This window comes from Larsenimonas rhizosphaerae, from assembly GCF_026240105.1.
Classification (GTDB): Bacteria; Pseudomonadota; Gammaproteobacteria; order Pseudomonadales; family Halomonadaceae; genus Larsenimonas; species Larsenimonas rhizosphaerae.
The window spans coordinates 380,884-395,179 of sequence record NZ_JAPIVE010000004.1 but is presented as its reverse complement, the minus strand read 5'-3'; the positions used below and the strand labels follow the sequence as shown (position 1 = coordinate 395,179).

Annotated in this window: 12 protein-coding genes and 1 rRNA gene; 3 read left to right on the top strand and 10 right to left on the bottom strand. The window is 56.4% G+C overall.

Going from position 1 to position 14,296, the window contains the following annotated elements:
- Window positions 1–80, top strand: a 5S ribosomal RNA gene (rrf, locus tag OQ287_RS15405); the annotation flags it as partial.
- 157 nt (window positions 81–237) lie between these two features.
- Window positions 238–1,596 carry a bifunctional UDP-N-acetylglucosamine diphosphorylase/glucosamine-1-phosphate N-acetyltransferase GlmU gene (gene glmU / locus OQ287_RS14495; RefSeq protein WP_265896899.1) on the top strand — a complete coding sequence of 453 codons (1,359 nt, stop codon included), beginning with the start codon at window positions 238–240 and terminating at the stop codon, window positions 1,594–1,596.
- Between the two features lie 92 nt (window positions 1,597–1,688).
- Here the strand turns inward: glmU and phoU are convergent, their stop codons facing one another.
- The 3 genes from phoU to hexR form a co-directional block, all read right to left on the bottom strand.
- Window positions 1,689–2,411: a phosphate signaling complex protein PhoU gene (gene phoU, locus OQ287_RS14490; protein ID WP_250938100.1), complete on the bottom strand. Its 723-nt coding sequence runs from the start codon at window positions 2,409–2,411 to the stop codon at window positions 1,689–1,691.
- A gap of 100 nt (window positions 2,412–2,511) precedes the next feature.
- Complete coding sequence (gene uvrD, locus OQ287_RS14485) at window positions 2,512–4,710, bottom strand: DNA helicase II (protein ID WP_265896897.1); 2,199 nt, start codon at window positions 4,708–4,710, stop codon at window positions 2,512–2,514.
- A gap of 78 nt (window positions 4,711–4,788) precedes the next feature.
- Entirely contained in the window at window positions 4,789–5,652 is an 864-nt protein-coding gene (gene hexR / locus OQ287_RS14480; protein ID WP_250938105.1) for a transcriptional regulator HexR, read from the bottom strand.
- A 239-nt stretch (window positions 5,653–5,891) separates the two neighbouring features.
- Between hexR and OQ287_RS14475 the strand changes: the two genes are divergently transcribed.
- A complete protein-coding gene (locus OQ287_RS14475; protein ID WP_322974134.1) occupies window positions 5,892–6,104 on the top strand; it encodes a PA3496 family putative envelope integrity protein in 213 nt (70 codons plus the stop codon).
- A 14-nt stretch (window positions 6,105–6,118) separates the two neighbouring features.
- On the opposite strand, the gene OQ287_RS14470 is transcribed toward OQ287_RS14475, so the two are convergent.
- The 7 genes from OQ287_RS14470 to OQ287_RS14440 form a co-directional block, all read right to left on the bottom strand.
- A complete protein-coding gene (locus OQ287_RS14470) occupies window positions 6,119–7,030 on the bottom strand; it encodes an OmpA/MotB family protein (protein WP_265896896.1) in 912 nt (303 codons plus the stop codon).
- Window positions 7,011–7,826: a motility protein A gene (locus tag OQ287_RS14465; protein WP_250938758.1), complete on the bottom strand. Its 816-nt coding sequence runs from the start codon at window positions 7,824–7,826 to the stop codon at window positions 7,011–7,013. The genes OQ287_RS14470 and OQ287_RS14465 overlap by 20 nt, the downstream gene beginning before the upstream one ends.
- Before the next feature lie 198 nt (window positions 7,827–8,024).
- The gene (locus tag OQ287_RS14460; RefSeq protein WP_265896895.1) at window positions 8,025–9,398 is read right to left on the bottom strand and encodes a sodium-dependent transporter; all 1,374 of its coding nucleotides are present in this window, start codon (window positions 9,396–9,398) and stop codon (window positions 8,025–8,027) included.
- Between the two features lie 310 nt (window positions 9,399–9,708).
- A complete protein-coding gene (locus OQ287_RS14455) occupies window positions 9,709–10,584 on the bottom strand; it encodes a DUF72 domain-containing protein (RefSeq protein ID WP_250938111.1) in 876 nt (291 codons plus the stop codon).
- A gap of 3 nt (window positions 10,585–10,587) precedes the next feature.
- Entirely contained in the window at window positions 10,588–11,448 is an 861-nt protein-coding gene (gene pdxY, locus OQ287_RS14450) for a pyridoxal kinase PdxY (protein WP_250938113.1), read from the bottom strand.
- 146 nt (window positions 11,449–11,594) lie between these two features.
- On the bottom strand, window positions 11,595–13,433 hold the full coding sequence (gene glmS, locus OQ287_RS14445; RefSeq protein ID WP_250938115.1) for a glutamine--fructose-6-phosphate transaminase (isomerizing): 1,839 nt from the start codon (window positions 13,431–13,433) through the stop codon (window positions 11,595–11,597).
- Between the two features lie 38 nt (window positions 13,434–13,471).
- On the bottom strand, window positions 13,472–14,248 hold the full coding sequence (locus tag OQ287_RS14440; RefSeq protein ID WP_250938117.1) for a DeoR/GlpR family DNA-binding transcription regulator: 777 nt from the start codon (window positions 14,246–14,248) through the stop codon (window positions 13,472–13,474).
- Window positions 14,249–14,296 lie beyond the last annotated feature (48 nt).

The window sequence follows — 14,296 nt, the reverse complement described above, 5'->3', positions numbered from 1 at the left end:
ATGCCGAACTCGGAAGTGAAACAGCTTAGCGCCGATGGTAGTGTGGAGCTTCTCCATGCGAGAGTAGGTCATCGTCAGGCATCTATACCAAAGCCCCCGGTCATACGACCAGGGGCTTTTTTTATGGCTCAAAAAACAGCGGTGCAGTGCTCATCACTGTCAAGTCTACTGTCATATCATTCTGATACACTGGTACTACATCTAGATTGAATCACTAAGCAAGGAGCATTGCTCATAATGACTACCGATGTTGTCATCCTCGCCGCCGGGCAGGGAAGCCGTATGAAGTCTTCTCTTCCCAAGGTACTTCACCCTCTCGCCGGCAAGCCCATGGTCAGCCATGTTGTGGCGGCTGCAAAAGCGATGGATGATGTCCGCCTGCATGTTGTAGTCGGTCATGGTGCCGAGCGTGTTGAAGAGGCCCTGGCAGCAGAACAGGTTACATTTGCACTGCAACGGGAACAGAAGGGAACCGGCCACGCCGTGGCCCAGACGCTGGACCAGCTGGGTGATGGCAAGGTTCTGATCCTTTACGGTGATGTACCCCTGATTCAGCCGGAAACCCTCAAGGCCCTGATGGCCAAGGTAGATGATCAGCATCTGGGACTTTTGACCGTTACGGTGGATAATCCTTCCGGGTATGGGCGAATTGTACGTGACAGCAATAATCGCGTGACTGCCATCGTGGAGCAAAAGGATGCCTCCGATGCTCAGAAAACGATTCGTGAATGTAATACCGGTATTCTCGCAACCACGGCTGCCTCGCTGAAAACCTGGCTGCCGGCGCTGTCCTCGGATAATGCTCAGGGTGAATATTACCTGACGGATATCATTGCGATGGCCGCCAGCGAAGGTATTGCCATTGAGACGGCTGAGCCCGCCTCCGAGCATGAAGTACAAGGGGTCAACGACCGACTTCAGCTGGCTGGTCTGGAGCGTATTTTCCAGAAGGGGCAGGCTGATGAACTGATGCGCAATGGTGCCAGCCTCGCTGATCCGTCCAGAATCGATGTTCGAGGCTCGCTCTCGATCGGACAGGACGTCAAGATTGACGTGGGTTGTATCTTTGAAGGTGATGTCGTATTGGAAGATGGCGTTGAAGTCGGCCCATACACATTGATTTCAAATTCTCGTATCGGGGCTGGTACGGTCATTGCCGCCCACAGTGTCATCGAGCAGGCTCAGGTCAATGGCAAGGCTGCCATCGGCCCCTTTGCGCGCCTGCGGCCGGGCACCGTACTCGAGCACGGTTCACGAGTAGGCAACTTTGTTGAAACCAAGAATGCATACGTTGGCGAAGGCAGCAAGATCAATCACCTGAGCTACGTAGGCGATGCGACACTGGGTGAAAACGTCAATGTAGGCGCAGGCACCATTACCTGTAACTATGACGGTGTAAACAAGTTCCGGACCGAGATTGGCGATAATGCCTTTATCGGGTCCAACTCTGCGCTGGTCGCGCCTGCATCAATTGGAAAGGGTGCCACGGTTGCCGCAGGCTCTACCATCACCGAACGCGTCAGCGATGACGCTCTTGCAATTGCTCGTGGGCGTCAGGTTGAGAAAAATGACTGGCAGCGGCCGAGCAGGAAGTAAACCGGGAAGGTAGTACAATCTGAAAGCCGGGCATGATGCCCGGCTTTTTCATGTCTGCAGTATATATTCGTCCATTCAGACAGCGAGCATGATCAGCTGTCCAGTTCCTTCTCGTCCAGTTCATCCAGTGCGGTATGACGAATATCCAGCCCCTTGACCAGGTAGATCACGGACTCGGCCAGGTTATTGGCATGATCACCAATACGCTCCAGAGCGCGCAGCACCCACATGATATTAAGAATCGGACCGATCGAGCGGGCGTCCTCCATCATGAAGGTTACCAATGCGCGCATGGAGCTTCGATATTCACTGTCTACCGACTCATCCGTATGCAACACATTGAGAGCCAGTGAGGTATCGAAACGGGCAAAGGCCGTCAACGCATTGCGTAGCATGTCACGTACCTGCTGGCTGATACGCCGAACCTCGATGAACCCGTTGGTCTGATAACCTTCATCAATCAATGACAGGGCATGTCGGGCAATCTTGTTGGCTTCATCACCGATACGTTCCATGTCGGAAGCGGCACGGGTAACGGCGAGCACCAGACGCAGATCGGATGCGGCGGGCTGACGTCGAGCCAGAATCTGGGTGCATTCATCATCAATCTGCAACTGCATGGCATTGACGTCATGGTCCTTGTTGCAGACCTCCTCTGCCAGATGCCCATTCCCCTCGAGCAGTGCGGTGGTGGCATCCTGCACCTGTCTCTCGACGAGGCCACCCATGGCCATCAAGTGGGTTTTCAGAGCATCCAGTTCCTTGTTGAACTGACGCGAAATATGCTGACTGTGATGACCACTGGTGATGTCCATGGCGCTCCCTGGTGCACTGAATAAGGAGTGAAGTAGAAAAAGTGACGCCACGCTGGCGACACTTGATCCTACCCGGCAGGTGTGACGTTATGATGACAGTCTAGACAGGCTCCAGCCTGGCAAAACCCAGCACCAGCCATTTGTCGCCATGATCCTCGAAACTGACGTGAACGCGCGCTCGATCCCCATTGCCTTCCGCATCAATGATGATGCCTTCGCCAAACATGGGATGACGAACGCGCTGCCCAAGGCTCAGGCCGCTGTCAGGGGTCGGGTCGGATGTCATGCTGCGGCGTGCCGGGGCAGGTCGCTGGGAGACGGGCCGTGATACCTGTCCCCTCAGGCGTACTTCTTCAAGCAGATTTTCCGGCAGCTCTCGCAGGAAACGTGAGGGCCGTTGATAGGTTTCCTTGCCATGCAGCCGACGCATTTCAGCGTAGGTCAGATAAAGATGTGACATGGCCCGAGTAATGCCGACATAGCACAGACGACGCTCTTCCTCGAGGCGCCCTGGCTCTTCCATGGACATCTTGTGCGGGAAAAGCCCTTCTTCTACACCCGCGACAAATACCACCGGAAATTCCAGGCCCTTCGCAGAATGCAGGGTCATCATCTGGACTGCGTCCTCGAATTCACCGGCCTCATGGTCGCCGGCATCCAGCGCTGCTTCGGACAGAAACTGCCCCAGACCATTACCGGCTTCGGGCATGTCATCCGTGGTTGAGAACGGATCCGCCAGGGCTACGCTGCGTGCTGCACTGACCAGCTCCTGCAGGTTTTCCACTCGAGCCTGCCCTTTCTCGCCCTTTTCTGCTTGGTGGTGTTCTATCAGGCCACTCAGGGTAATGACGTGATCAATCTGCTCATGCAGTGCCATGCCGGCCGTGTCGTTATCGAGGGTATCGATCAGATCGGCAAACTGGCTGACTGCATTGGCGGCCCGGCCCCTGAGCACACCATGCGATGACGCATTGGTGAGCGCCTGCCACAGGGAAATCTGCTGTTCCCGCGCCACATGACGCAGCTGCTCGATGGTCTTTGTGCCAATACCGCGTGCGGGAACATTAATGACGCGTTCCAGCGAGGCATCATCTTCACGGTTGACCAGCAGCCGTAGATAGGCCAGCGCATTCTTGATTTCCAGACGTTCATAAAAGCGCTGCCCCCCGTAAATCCGGTAAGGCATGCCACTTCTGATCATGGCTTCTTCAATAACGCGGGACTGAGCGTTGGAACGATACAGCACGGCTATTTCATGACGGCTCATGCCTTTTTTGACATGTTTCTGAATACTGTCAACGATGAAGCGGGCTTCGTCCAGGTCATTGAAGCCGGCATAGACCGAAATGCGTTCGCCATCTTCGACATCCGTCCAGAGCTCTTTTCCCATACGACCGCCATTGTGGCGAATCAGGTGGTTGGCGGCGTCCAGGATCACGTTGGTCGAGCGATAGTTACGCTCCAGACGCACAAGATCCGTATTGGCAAACTCGTCTCGAAAGCGCTCCAGGTTTTCAACTTTGGCACCGCGCCAGCCGTAGATGGACTGGTCATCGTCGCCGACGACGGTCAGGCACTCACGCGAACCTGCCAGTAGCTTGAGCCAGGCATACTGAAGCGTATTGGTATCCTGAAACTCATCGACCAGCAGGTGAGCGAAGCGGTCCTGGTAATGAGCCAGCAGACGGGGGTTATCACGCAACAGCTCCAGGCTTCTCAATAGCAGCTCGCCAAAGTCCACTAGACCACCGCGCTCACAGGCGGCCTGATAGAATTCGTAAAGCTCGATCATCTGCTGCATGTAACTGTCACCGTGGCCATCCAGCTGCGCCGGACGCATGCCTTCTTCCTTGCAGCCGCTGATGAAGTACATCACCTGTTTGGGAGGGAAACGCTCCTCATCAACATTGTGCTCACGCACAAGACGCTTGATCAGACGGAGCTGATCATCCATGTCGATGATCTGAAAATGTTCCTGCAGGCCGGCATCCTGCCAATGGGTGCGCAGCAGACGATGTGAGATGGAGTGAAAGGTGCCGACCCACATCCCGCGCAATGACACATCCAGCAGCGCCTCAAGGCGGGTTCGCATTTCACGAGCGGCCTTGTTGGTAAAGGTCACGGCCATGATGGCATAGGGCGAAAGCCGCTCGTGCTGCATCAGCCAGCCGATACGGTGAACCAGTACACGTGTCTTGCCGGAACCGGCCCCGGCCAGTACCAGTACATTGCCCTGAGGCGCGCTGACAGCACGGCGCTGCTCGGGGTTAAGCGAGTCGAGAAGAGGCTGTGAATCCATGGCAAGAGGTCATCGGCAGAAGAGGGAATGTGATTGCCACTTTATCATACCCACCTGTGACCTGCCGTGACCCACCCGTCAGTGGCCGCTGTTGCCTTCCGGGACACGAAGCGGCGCCAGGCTGCGTTTCACGGCGCGTACCTTGTCATCCAGCTGAGAGCCTTTCGACTTGGCTACGCCCACGGCCAGGATATCGATCATCACCAGATGTACGATGCGTGACGTCATAGGGGTATAGACTTCACTGTCCTCGCGTACATCAATGAACAGCGGAATATTGACGGCATTGGCCAGCGGCGAGTTGCGGGGGCACAGTCCGATCACCGTCGCTCCGGCTTCCCGGGCCAGATCCACGCTACTCAACAGTGAGCTGGTACGGCCTGTCTGAGAAATAGCCACCACGACGTCTCCCGCGCTTAGTGTGACCGCTGACATGTTCTGCATATGAGGGTCGGCATAGGCTGCGGTTGATACCTGCAGGCGGAAGAACTTGTGCTGGGCATCGGAAGCCACCGCACCGGAGGCACCGAAGCCGTAAAACTCGACCCGATTGGCCAGTGTCAGTGCCTGAATGGCCTTGCTGACAGCTTCCGGGTCGGTTCTGTCTCTTACCGACAGCAGAATGCCGATGGTTGAATCAAAGATGCCATTGGTGAACTGCCCAACGTCATGGCTGTCATCCATCGAAAACTGAGCGTATTGCGCACCGGTTGCCAGCATCTGGGCCAGGCGAAGCTTGAAATCCTGAAAGCCGTCACAACCCAGCGCGCGACAGAAACGGATGACCGTCGGTTCGCTGACGCCTGCGTTCTTGGCGATGTCGGCAATGCGCATGTGGATGGCTTCATCGGGATGGCGCAGCACATAACGGGCTACTTTCTGTTCTGAACGCCTGAAGTCAGGCAGGCGGTCCCTTAGCTCATCAAACAGGGCAAGACTCACGGTAACTCCCAGTACATACGTTAATGTCGTTGGCGTCATTATAGTGTCAATAACGCTATAGTAATGTTGCAGCACCTCACCAAATGTGAGTTGTTGGCAAAGTCCGGATGATGCGACGCATGGTACTGCGAATCGGGCCTCAGCGTTAGGCTAATATGTGGATTGGACGTTGGTATGATCTGTATAGCCTGCCGTCATCGCCGGCACTCATTGATTTAGGCCCCTTCAGGGAGTGATTGATGATGCATAAAGATGAACAGCTTTCCTCCATCAAGACGCAGCTTCTCGACATTTTCATGTCAGTTGAAGCCGAGCGGCACCAGCAGAAGGCCAAAAGGGCCGCTACCCGATACTACCAGGCGCGGCGAGGAATCGAGCTTCACCGCGAACAGCGACGACTAGAGCGCCATATTCGCGGTGATGAACTGACGCATCATTCCGGCTCACCCTGACGACACCCTCCATCTCAGGGCAATGCCTTGAGCACCAGCTCCACGCGTCGATTTTCTGCTCGGCCATCTGGCGTGTCGTTATCTGCCAGCGGTCGAGTGGATGCCATGCCAACGGCGCGCAATCGGTCGCCTGCAATATTGCGATTTCGAAGCAGGCGCAGTACAGCGCTGGCGCGGGCAGTTGACAGCTCCCAGTTGGACGGAAAACGTTCCGTTGAAATGGGTTGGCTGTCCGTATGCCCCTCGACCGAAATCGATCCCTTGAATCGCTCCAGAGCCGGTACCAGTTGCGTCAACAGTCGCTCACCTTCCGGTGAAATGCTCACGTCACCGCTTGAAAACAGCAGACGATCCTGAATCCTGAATGTGATTCCCTGTGGGGTTGGCTGCACGACTACGCCATCAAGTACCGGCAGCACATCCTTGAGCTGGTCCATTACTCGCATGCCATCGTTGTTGTCAGTGGCAGGGGCAGAGGAAGCGACCACCGGCATGGGGCCAGTGACACGACCAACGGCCATGAGAGCTTCCGGCGTGAGCGTCAGGTCAGGTGCCGGCGGCATCGGTGTGGCGGCCTCTGCGAGAGTCTCGGCTGCCACGGCAGGGCCCTGCACCGGTGTGACCGAGCGGGGTGGGCCGACAATTTCACCATTCACCATGGGCTGGATGCCCCTGTGAAGCGGCATGATTCCGCCGGTGGCAGCCGCCATGCTGACCGGTTCCGGTTCGATATCCGGCACAGGCCGATTGAACATCAGCAAAATGACAAACAGCATGATCAGCAGTGTCAGCACATCAAGGTAACTGATCAACCAGCCTGCCTGATCCAGCGAGCTGTCATCAAAGTCCTCTGCCAGCTCGTCCCGGCGCCTGGCCGGGGTTCGGATCGACAGGGATTCCGGAACCTCAGCGCGCTTCGCGTACATGGGGTTCTCCCGAACGGCGTTGCTCTCCCAGTTCATCCTGGTCGCGATATTCTTCAATGAAGGACTGCAGGGTGGCTTCAATGAACGAGGGCAAACGCCGACGGCACATCATTGATACACCTTCTACCACCATGTTCATCGCGATGACCCGGCGTTCCGTGCGACGCTCCAGCTTGACCGCAATGGGCTTGAATACCAGGTTGGCCAGCAGGATGCCGTAGAACGTTGTCAGCAGCGCGATACCCATGCTGGGCCCGATGACTGCAATATCGCCGGTTTTCATCACACTCAACATGTTGATAAGCCCCACCAGGGTACCCAGCATGCCGAAGGCTGGTGCATAGGCGGCCATGGTTCGAAAGATCTGTGCTTCACCACGCTCGCGCGCCTTCAATCGTGAAATGCGCCAGCGCATCAGATCCACGATTTCCTCTTCCTTGATATTGTCGATGACCAGGCTGATGCCGGTTTTCAGAAACGGGTTACGGGTCTGGTCCAGCATTTTTTCAATATTTCGCCCCTGGCCATGCATCCACTGTCGGGACAGGTTGACCAGCTCGCCGATATCTTCCTGAACATGATCATTTTCCTTGCGGAAAACGATCAGGATGACGTTGGCAACATGCGAGAGTTCGCGCAGGGGATAGCTTAAAAAGGTGGCTGCCAGTGTTCCGATGACCACAATCATCAGACCAGGCATATTGAGAAATGCCAGCGGTGATTCGGCACCGAAGGTAAGGACCGCCATCAGCAGGGCCGCAGCGCCTACCAGTCCGATCAGTGTCGAGGGGTTCAGTGGCAGCCGTTTGAACCTGCTAGCCAGTGAGGAGGTTACAGCGTTGGTTGACATGGTGGCCCGTGCCCCTTCAGTAAATGATGACCGAAGATAATCATGGCACCAGCGTACTCGGGCACGGGCAGGGAGAAGGCAAAGAAAAAGGGCCGACAACAGGGCCTTATCGGCACACTGCCATCAACCCTTTAGAGCGGCTGACTAGTTGATCAGGCCGAATACAAACACTACCGCTACCCCGATCGGGGCCACGAACCGTGATGTTACGTACCACAGCGAGAAGGCACCGCTGGAGACATTGAGCTGGCTTTTCAGCTCATCACGCTGCATGAACCAGCCTACAAAGATAATGGTAGCCAGTCCGGTCAACGGCAGCATTACCTTGCTGGTGGCGTAATCCAGGAGGTCAAAGATGGTCATGCCGCTGAACTTGTCGAAAATACCCAGCGGATGGATATCCGACCACACATTGAACGACAGCACAGTGGCGAGCCCCAGCGCCCAGGTAGCGAGACCGGCGGCAATGGTGGCAGCCTTGCGGTTCATCGAGGTTTTCTCTTCAAGCCATTCGACAACCGGCTCCAGCAGGGAGATGGATGATGTCCACGCGGCAAACACGAGCAGTACAAAGAACAGGATACCGAACAGCCATCCACCGGACATGTGCCCGAAGGCCAGAGGCAGGGTCTGGAAGATCAGACCGGGGCCTGCGCCGGCATCCAGGCCGTTGCTGAAGACAATGGGGAAGATGGCCATGCCGGCCATCAGGGCAATGATCGTATCCATGAAGACCACGATGACCGCGGTGCGGCCAATATTGACGTCATCGGAAAGGTATGACCCGTATGCCATCATGATGCCCATCCCAAGACTCAGGGTGAAGAAGGCATGCCCCATGGCGGCAAGTATTGTTTGCGCGGTCAACTTGGAAAAATCAGGCAGCAGCAGATAACGCACACCTTCGGCAAAACCATCAGTAGTGGCTGCGTACCCCACCATGACCACCAGAAGAACCACCAGTGCCGGCATCAATGTCTTGGCTGCACGCTCAAGGCCCCCTGCAACGCCACCTATTACAACGCCTACGGTCATGATCATGAAGACGCTATGCCACAGGAGCAGTGTGCTCGGATCGCCGAGCAGGTTACCGAACAGGCTGCCTACACTGTCACCGTCGAGTGTACTGAAGGTGTCCGTGACCGCGTACTTGATGTACGCCAGGGCCCAGCCACCGATGACACTGTAAAACGACAGGATCAGATAGGCACCAAGGATACCCGCCAACCCGACCAGTCCCCAGGACTGGGAGCGCTTCATGCGTCCGGCAATCTTCTGCATGGAGGACATCGGGTTTTTCTGACCCAGCCGGCCCAGCAGCCACTCCGACATGAGGATCGGCAGTCCGACCAGTGCAATACAGATGAGATAGACCACCACGAACGCGCCACCGCCGCTTTCGCCGGTCATGTAAGGGAACTTCCAGATATTGCCCAGTCCGACCGAGGAGCCTACGGCGGCCAGCAGAAAGGCAAGGCGTGAGGACCACTGCGCATGGGTATGGGATTTTTGAGGCATTGAATCACCCTGAATAATCGCGTGTATTGCCTGCCGAAGCCGGCAATGGCTTTTATGGTTGTTATGCCGCTCGCCATGCCTCCTGGATTACAGGGCGGCGACGCTTGCGACGTTTTCGATGGCGATGATGATCGCACTTCCCGCGAGCAGGTGGTCTGCTCCGAGCTGGTTCGCAAGGCTACACGGGGAGTATACGTTAAGCGGGCCACAGTCTTTAAGAGGTAAACCACATTCCAGGCCGTGGCCGAATCCTCGGGGCGTAACACCATGCCGTTCAGGCTCGGCCGTGTCGCGTCATGTAGAGATCATTCTAGAACAGCGAGGTTTGCTGCTCTGCCGGAAAGCGAGGCAGGGGTGTCAGCGCAAGATGCTCGGACAGGCGATTCCAGCATTCTCTGGCCAGCTCGGGCGCACGTCGATTGTCAGGTGTATGTAAAAACAGATAAGGGGTTTTCCCCTGATTTATCCACAGGGCAAGCTGCTCAATCCAGGGGGTGAAAAAGTGAGTATTTGCTTCGCTTTCAAAATGGCCGATAAAGCGGATAATCGGAGAATTTCCCGTGGAGAGCACGTGTAATGGGCGTTTCGGTTTTTCCTGTTGTGCTTTTGTCAAGGCTCGGTTGGTATCATCGTGTGTTGAAAACAACGGGCGAACATCCAGCATCACTCGATCAACCGAATAAGTTATCAACAATCGGTTGAGAGCACGTTCGGCCTCTCCCTTGTGGAAAAATTCCGGTGTGCGTACTTCTACGGCACAGGGAATATCCGGAGGCCATTGAATGAGCAGGCGTTCCAGTTTCCCGAGTTCCTGCCAGCCGAAGTCCCTTGGGAGCTGAATCATGACGGGCCCAAGTTTTGGCATCAACAATCGGATGGCGTTCAGAAAGTCGAGGCAGTGTTGTGGAACAGCCAGCCGCTCCTCGTGAGTCAGGGACTGCGGAAGCTTGAAACAGAACCGAAAGTGATCCGGAGTGCGCTCCGCCCATTGCTGCAGTGTCCGTTCGGCAGGTGTCCCACTATAGAAGGTGGTATTACCCTCTACGGCAGTAAAGACGCTGGCATATTCCTCCAGTGCGTATTGCATGGGGGTATGGCGTGCCAGAAAGGACCCTTTCCACTCATCGAAAGACCACATCGGCAGGCCCAGGTACAGCGGAATGGACGAAGCGGGCTCGATAGCCATGATCTAGCGCACACGCTCGGCGCGGAAAAGCTGAGGCGGGGTCAGTAAACGATCCTGGGCTGCGATCAACTGAAGTTCGCGCTCGCCGGCTGCGAAGGTCGCCTCGAAAATGGCAAAGACCGATGAGGCCGTTTGCGCCAGCGCCTGCTCCGGAGAGGCCCCTTTCAGCATGTGGGCAAGAAAAAGCGCGGATGTAACGTCACCGGCCCCATTGGGGGGGGTATCAAAGTGAAGCTTTGGCGTCATGACTTCCCAGCTGCCTTCCTCGTTGTCCAGCAGCATTGCAATATGGTGCTCGGGGAGTTCGGGCACATCCAGCGAGGTCACAATTACCTGTTTTGGTCCTTTGGCACGCAGATCTGCGGCCGCGGCCAGTGCATCACCGCGTGATGCGATGGTTCTGTCGGCCAGAAAGCCCAGTTCGAACTGGTTGGGCGTGATGATGCTGGCACGGGCAATGGCATGATCACGAATCCATTCCGGCAGGCCGGGTTTGACGAAAAAGCCGCGCCCTGTATCTCCCATGACCGGGTCACAGCAATAAAGGGCATCAGGCTGATGGCGTCGTATACGCGTCAATGCCTCAAGTGCTACATCGCCAGTGCGCTCATCCCCCAGATACCCGGTCAGCAATGCCTGCATGTGCTTCAGGGCACCGCGGGCTTCAATGCCATTCAGTACATCCATCAGGTGGGCCGGTGAAAAAACGTCACCTGTAAACGCACCATACCCGGTGTGATTGGAAAACTGGACGGTATGAATCGCCGTAACATCGAAACCGTGGCGTTGCAGCGGGAAGACGGCAGCGCGGTTGCCTACGTGCCCATAGGCGACGTGGCTTTGAAGCGACAGAAGATGGGGCATAAGGACAAGTCAGGCTGAAAGTGAGTCACCTACTATGCATTGAAAGCCGTAACGGGTGAAGCTCAATCGTTGAAGAACGGGAGGGGAGAGAGGGGAAGCGATACAGCAGATGGCGGTGCCCCGAAAGGGGCACCGCCTGAACGGTCTTATTCGACAGTTACGGATTTTGCTAGGTTGCGCGGCTGGTCAACGTCGGTGCCTTTCAGCACGGCAACGTGATAGGACAGCAGCTGCAGCGGCAGGGTGTACAGTAACGGTGCGATATGTTCCTCGACAGCCGGCATCCGCATGATATGGATGCCTTCACCTTCCTTGAGGTGGACGTTTTCGTCCGCGAAGACAAACAGCTCACCACCGCGTGCACGTACTTCCTGCAGGTTGGACTTCAGCTTCTCGAGCAGTTCGTCATTGGGCGCCACGGCAATGACCGGCATGTCGTTATCGACCAGGGCCAGCGGGCCATGCTTGAGTTCGCCAGCCGGGTAGGCCTCTGCGTGGATGTAGGAAATTTCCTTGAGCTTGAGCGCGCCTTCCAGAGCAATCGGGAACATCGGCCCACGTCCCAGGAACAGGGCGTGATGCTTTTCGGCAAAGGCGGCCGACAGGGTTTCGATCGCACTATCCATGGCCAGTCCCTTCTCGAACAGGCCGGGCAGACCACGCAGTGCCGCGACGATATCGGCCTGAACCTGGTCGTCACCCTGACGCACCATGCGCAGTGACAGGGTCAAAAGCATCATGGCGATAAGCTGGGATGTGAAGGCCTTGGTCGAGGCAACGCCGATTTCAGGACCAGCCTGGGTCATCAGACATAGATCGGATTCACGCACCAGTGAGCTGCCCGGGACGTTACAGATCGACAGGCTGGCCAGATAACCACCCTTGCTGGCGGCGTAGCGCAGGGCGGCCAGAGTATCTGCCGTTTCACCGGACTGTGACAGGGTCACGAACAGTGTGCCTTCCGGAACCACGACTTCACGGTAGCGGTATTCGGAGGCCACTTCGACCTGCGTAGGAATGCCGGCCAGCTTCTCGATCCAGTAGCGTGCCACCATACCTGCATGATAACTGGTACCACAGGCCACGATCTGGATGTTCTTGACCTGGCCCAGCAGGTTGTCGGCATCGGCACCGAAGCAGTGAGTCAGAACGTGGCGCTCGCCCAGTCGGCCTTCAAGTGTTGAAGCAATGACAGAAGCCTGCTCATGAATTTCCTTGAGCATGAAGTGGCGATAATTGCCCTTTGATGCGGCACCGTCACCGTGTTCGAAGGTAATGACTTCACGAGAGACCGTTTCACGCTGTTCGCTGAAGACCTGCACGCTGCCTTCCGGACGCAGACATACTACATCACCTTCCTTCAGGTAGATGAAGCGGTCGGTAACCTGCAAAAGCGCCAGCGGATCAGACGCCAGGAAGGCTTCACCGATCCCCACGCCAACGACCAGCGGGCTGCCCTTGCGAGCACCGATCAGGGTGTCGGGCTGGTCGGCATGAATAACGCCCAGTGCATAGGCGCCGTCCAGGCCACTGACAATGTTCTGTACAGCGGTCAGCAGGTCCTGCGTCTTGTCGTATTCACGAGACAGCAGGTGGGCGATGACTTCCGTATCCGTTTCGGAGGTAAATACATAGCCCTGACCTTCAAGCTCTTCACGCAGGGCTTCATGGTTTTCGATGATGCCGTTGTGTACTACTGCCAGCTTGTCGCCGGACTGGTGGGGGTGGGCATTATGTTCGGACGGTTTGCCATGGGTTGCCCAGCGCGTATGCGCAATGCCCAGCTGCCCCTTCAGGGACTGCTGTTCCAGCTTTTCTTCCAACGCGGCGACCTTGCCCATGGCGCGGCTGCGCTGCAACGTGTTTTCGGCATCGAAAATGGCCATGCCAGCCGAATCGTAACCCCGGTACTCGAGGCGCTTCAGGCCCTCAAGCAGAATATTCTGTACTGAACGTTGCGCAATCGCGCCGACAATACCGCACATGGAAACACTCCTTGTTATCAATCGTTTAACTGGATTAGTCAGTCAATGGCAGCCCGAATGACACGGACCCCGTGAGAGGCAATAATTTTTTCGGCGTCATCGCCGAGTTCTTCATCGGTCACCAGAATGTCGATGGCCGCCCAGGGCAATTCGACATTATGGATCCGGCGGCCGGCCTTTTCGGACTCCGCCATGACGATGACTTCGCGTGAGGTATCGGCCATGACCCGCGACAGGCTCAATAACTCGTTGAATGTGGTCGTCCCGCGGTGCAGGTCAATACCATCGGCACCAATAAACAGCTGATCAAAGTCATAGGCCTTGAGGACCTGTTCCGCAATCTGCCCCTGGAAGGACTCCGAGTGAGGATCCCAGGTGCCCCCGGTCATCAGCAGTGTGGGTTCCCGCTCCAGCATTCTCAGCTGGTTGGCAACCGACAGGGAGTTGGTCATGACGACCAGACCGGTTGATTTCTCGAGCCAGGGAATCAAGGCTGCTGTGGTGCTGCCGCTATCGATGATCAGTCGATTGTGATCCCGGATATGGCGCGCAGCTTCCCGGGCAATCGCCTTCTTTCTTTGTGAAAGCAGGGGGGCACTTTCCGTCATTTCCTTCGGAATGGGAACTGCGCCGCCATAGCGACGCAGCAACAAGCCGTTGGTTTCAAGCGCGGCCAGATCCTTGCGAACCGTGACTTCGGAAGTATGAAATTCCCGGGCGAGCTCATCCACACTGGCTTCACCCCGTGCATGCACAAAATCAACGATGTGCCGGCGACGCTGGGGCGTATTCCGTCTGGTAAGTACTTCTGCCACGGTGTGACTCCCGATGTTTCATTTCGAAAGATATTTTGAGTGTTTCGA

Excerpts from the sequence above, each read along its gene's own strand:
- uvrD (WP_265896897.1), bottom strand. The coding sequence starts at position 4,710 with ATGGATTCACAGCCTCTTCTCGACTCGCTTAACCCCGAGCAGCGCCGT.
- phoU (WP_250938100.1), bottom strand. The coding sequence starts at position 2,411 with ATGGACATCACCAGTGGTCATCACAGTCAGCATATTTCGCGTCAGTTC.
- OQ287_RS14475 (WP_322974134.1), top strand. The coding sequence starts at position 5,892 with ATGATGCATAAAGATGAACAGCTTTCCTCCATCAAGACGCAGCTTCTC.
- glmU (WP_265896899.1), top strand. The coding sequence starts at position 238 with ATGACTACCGATGTTGTCATCCTCGCCGCCGGGCAGGGAAGCCGTATG.
- pdxY (WP_250938113.1), bottom strand. The coding sequence starts at position 11,448 with ATGCCCCATCTTCTGTCGCTTCAAAGCCACGTCGCCTATGGGCACGTA.
- glmS (WP_250938115.1), bottom strand. The coding sequence starts at position 13,433 with ATGTGCGGTATTGTCGGCGCGATTGCGCAACGTTCAGTACAGAATATT.
- OQ287_RS14470 (WP_265896896.1), bottom strand. The coding sequence starts at position 7,030 with ATGTACGCGAAGCGCGCTGAGGTTCCGGAATCCCTGTCGATCCGAACC.
- OQ287_RS14460 (WP_265896895.1), bottom strand. The coding sequence starts at position 9,398 with ATGCCTCAAAAATCCCATACCCATGCGCAGTGGTCCTCACGCCTTGCC.
- OQ287_RS14455 (WP_250938111.1), bottom strand. The coding sequence starts at position 10,584 with ATGGCTATCGAGCCCGCTTCGTCCATTCCGCTGTACCTGGGCCTGCCG.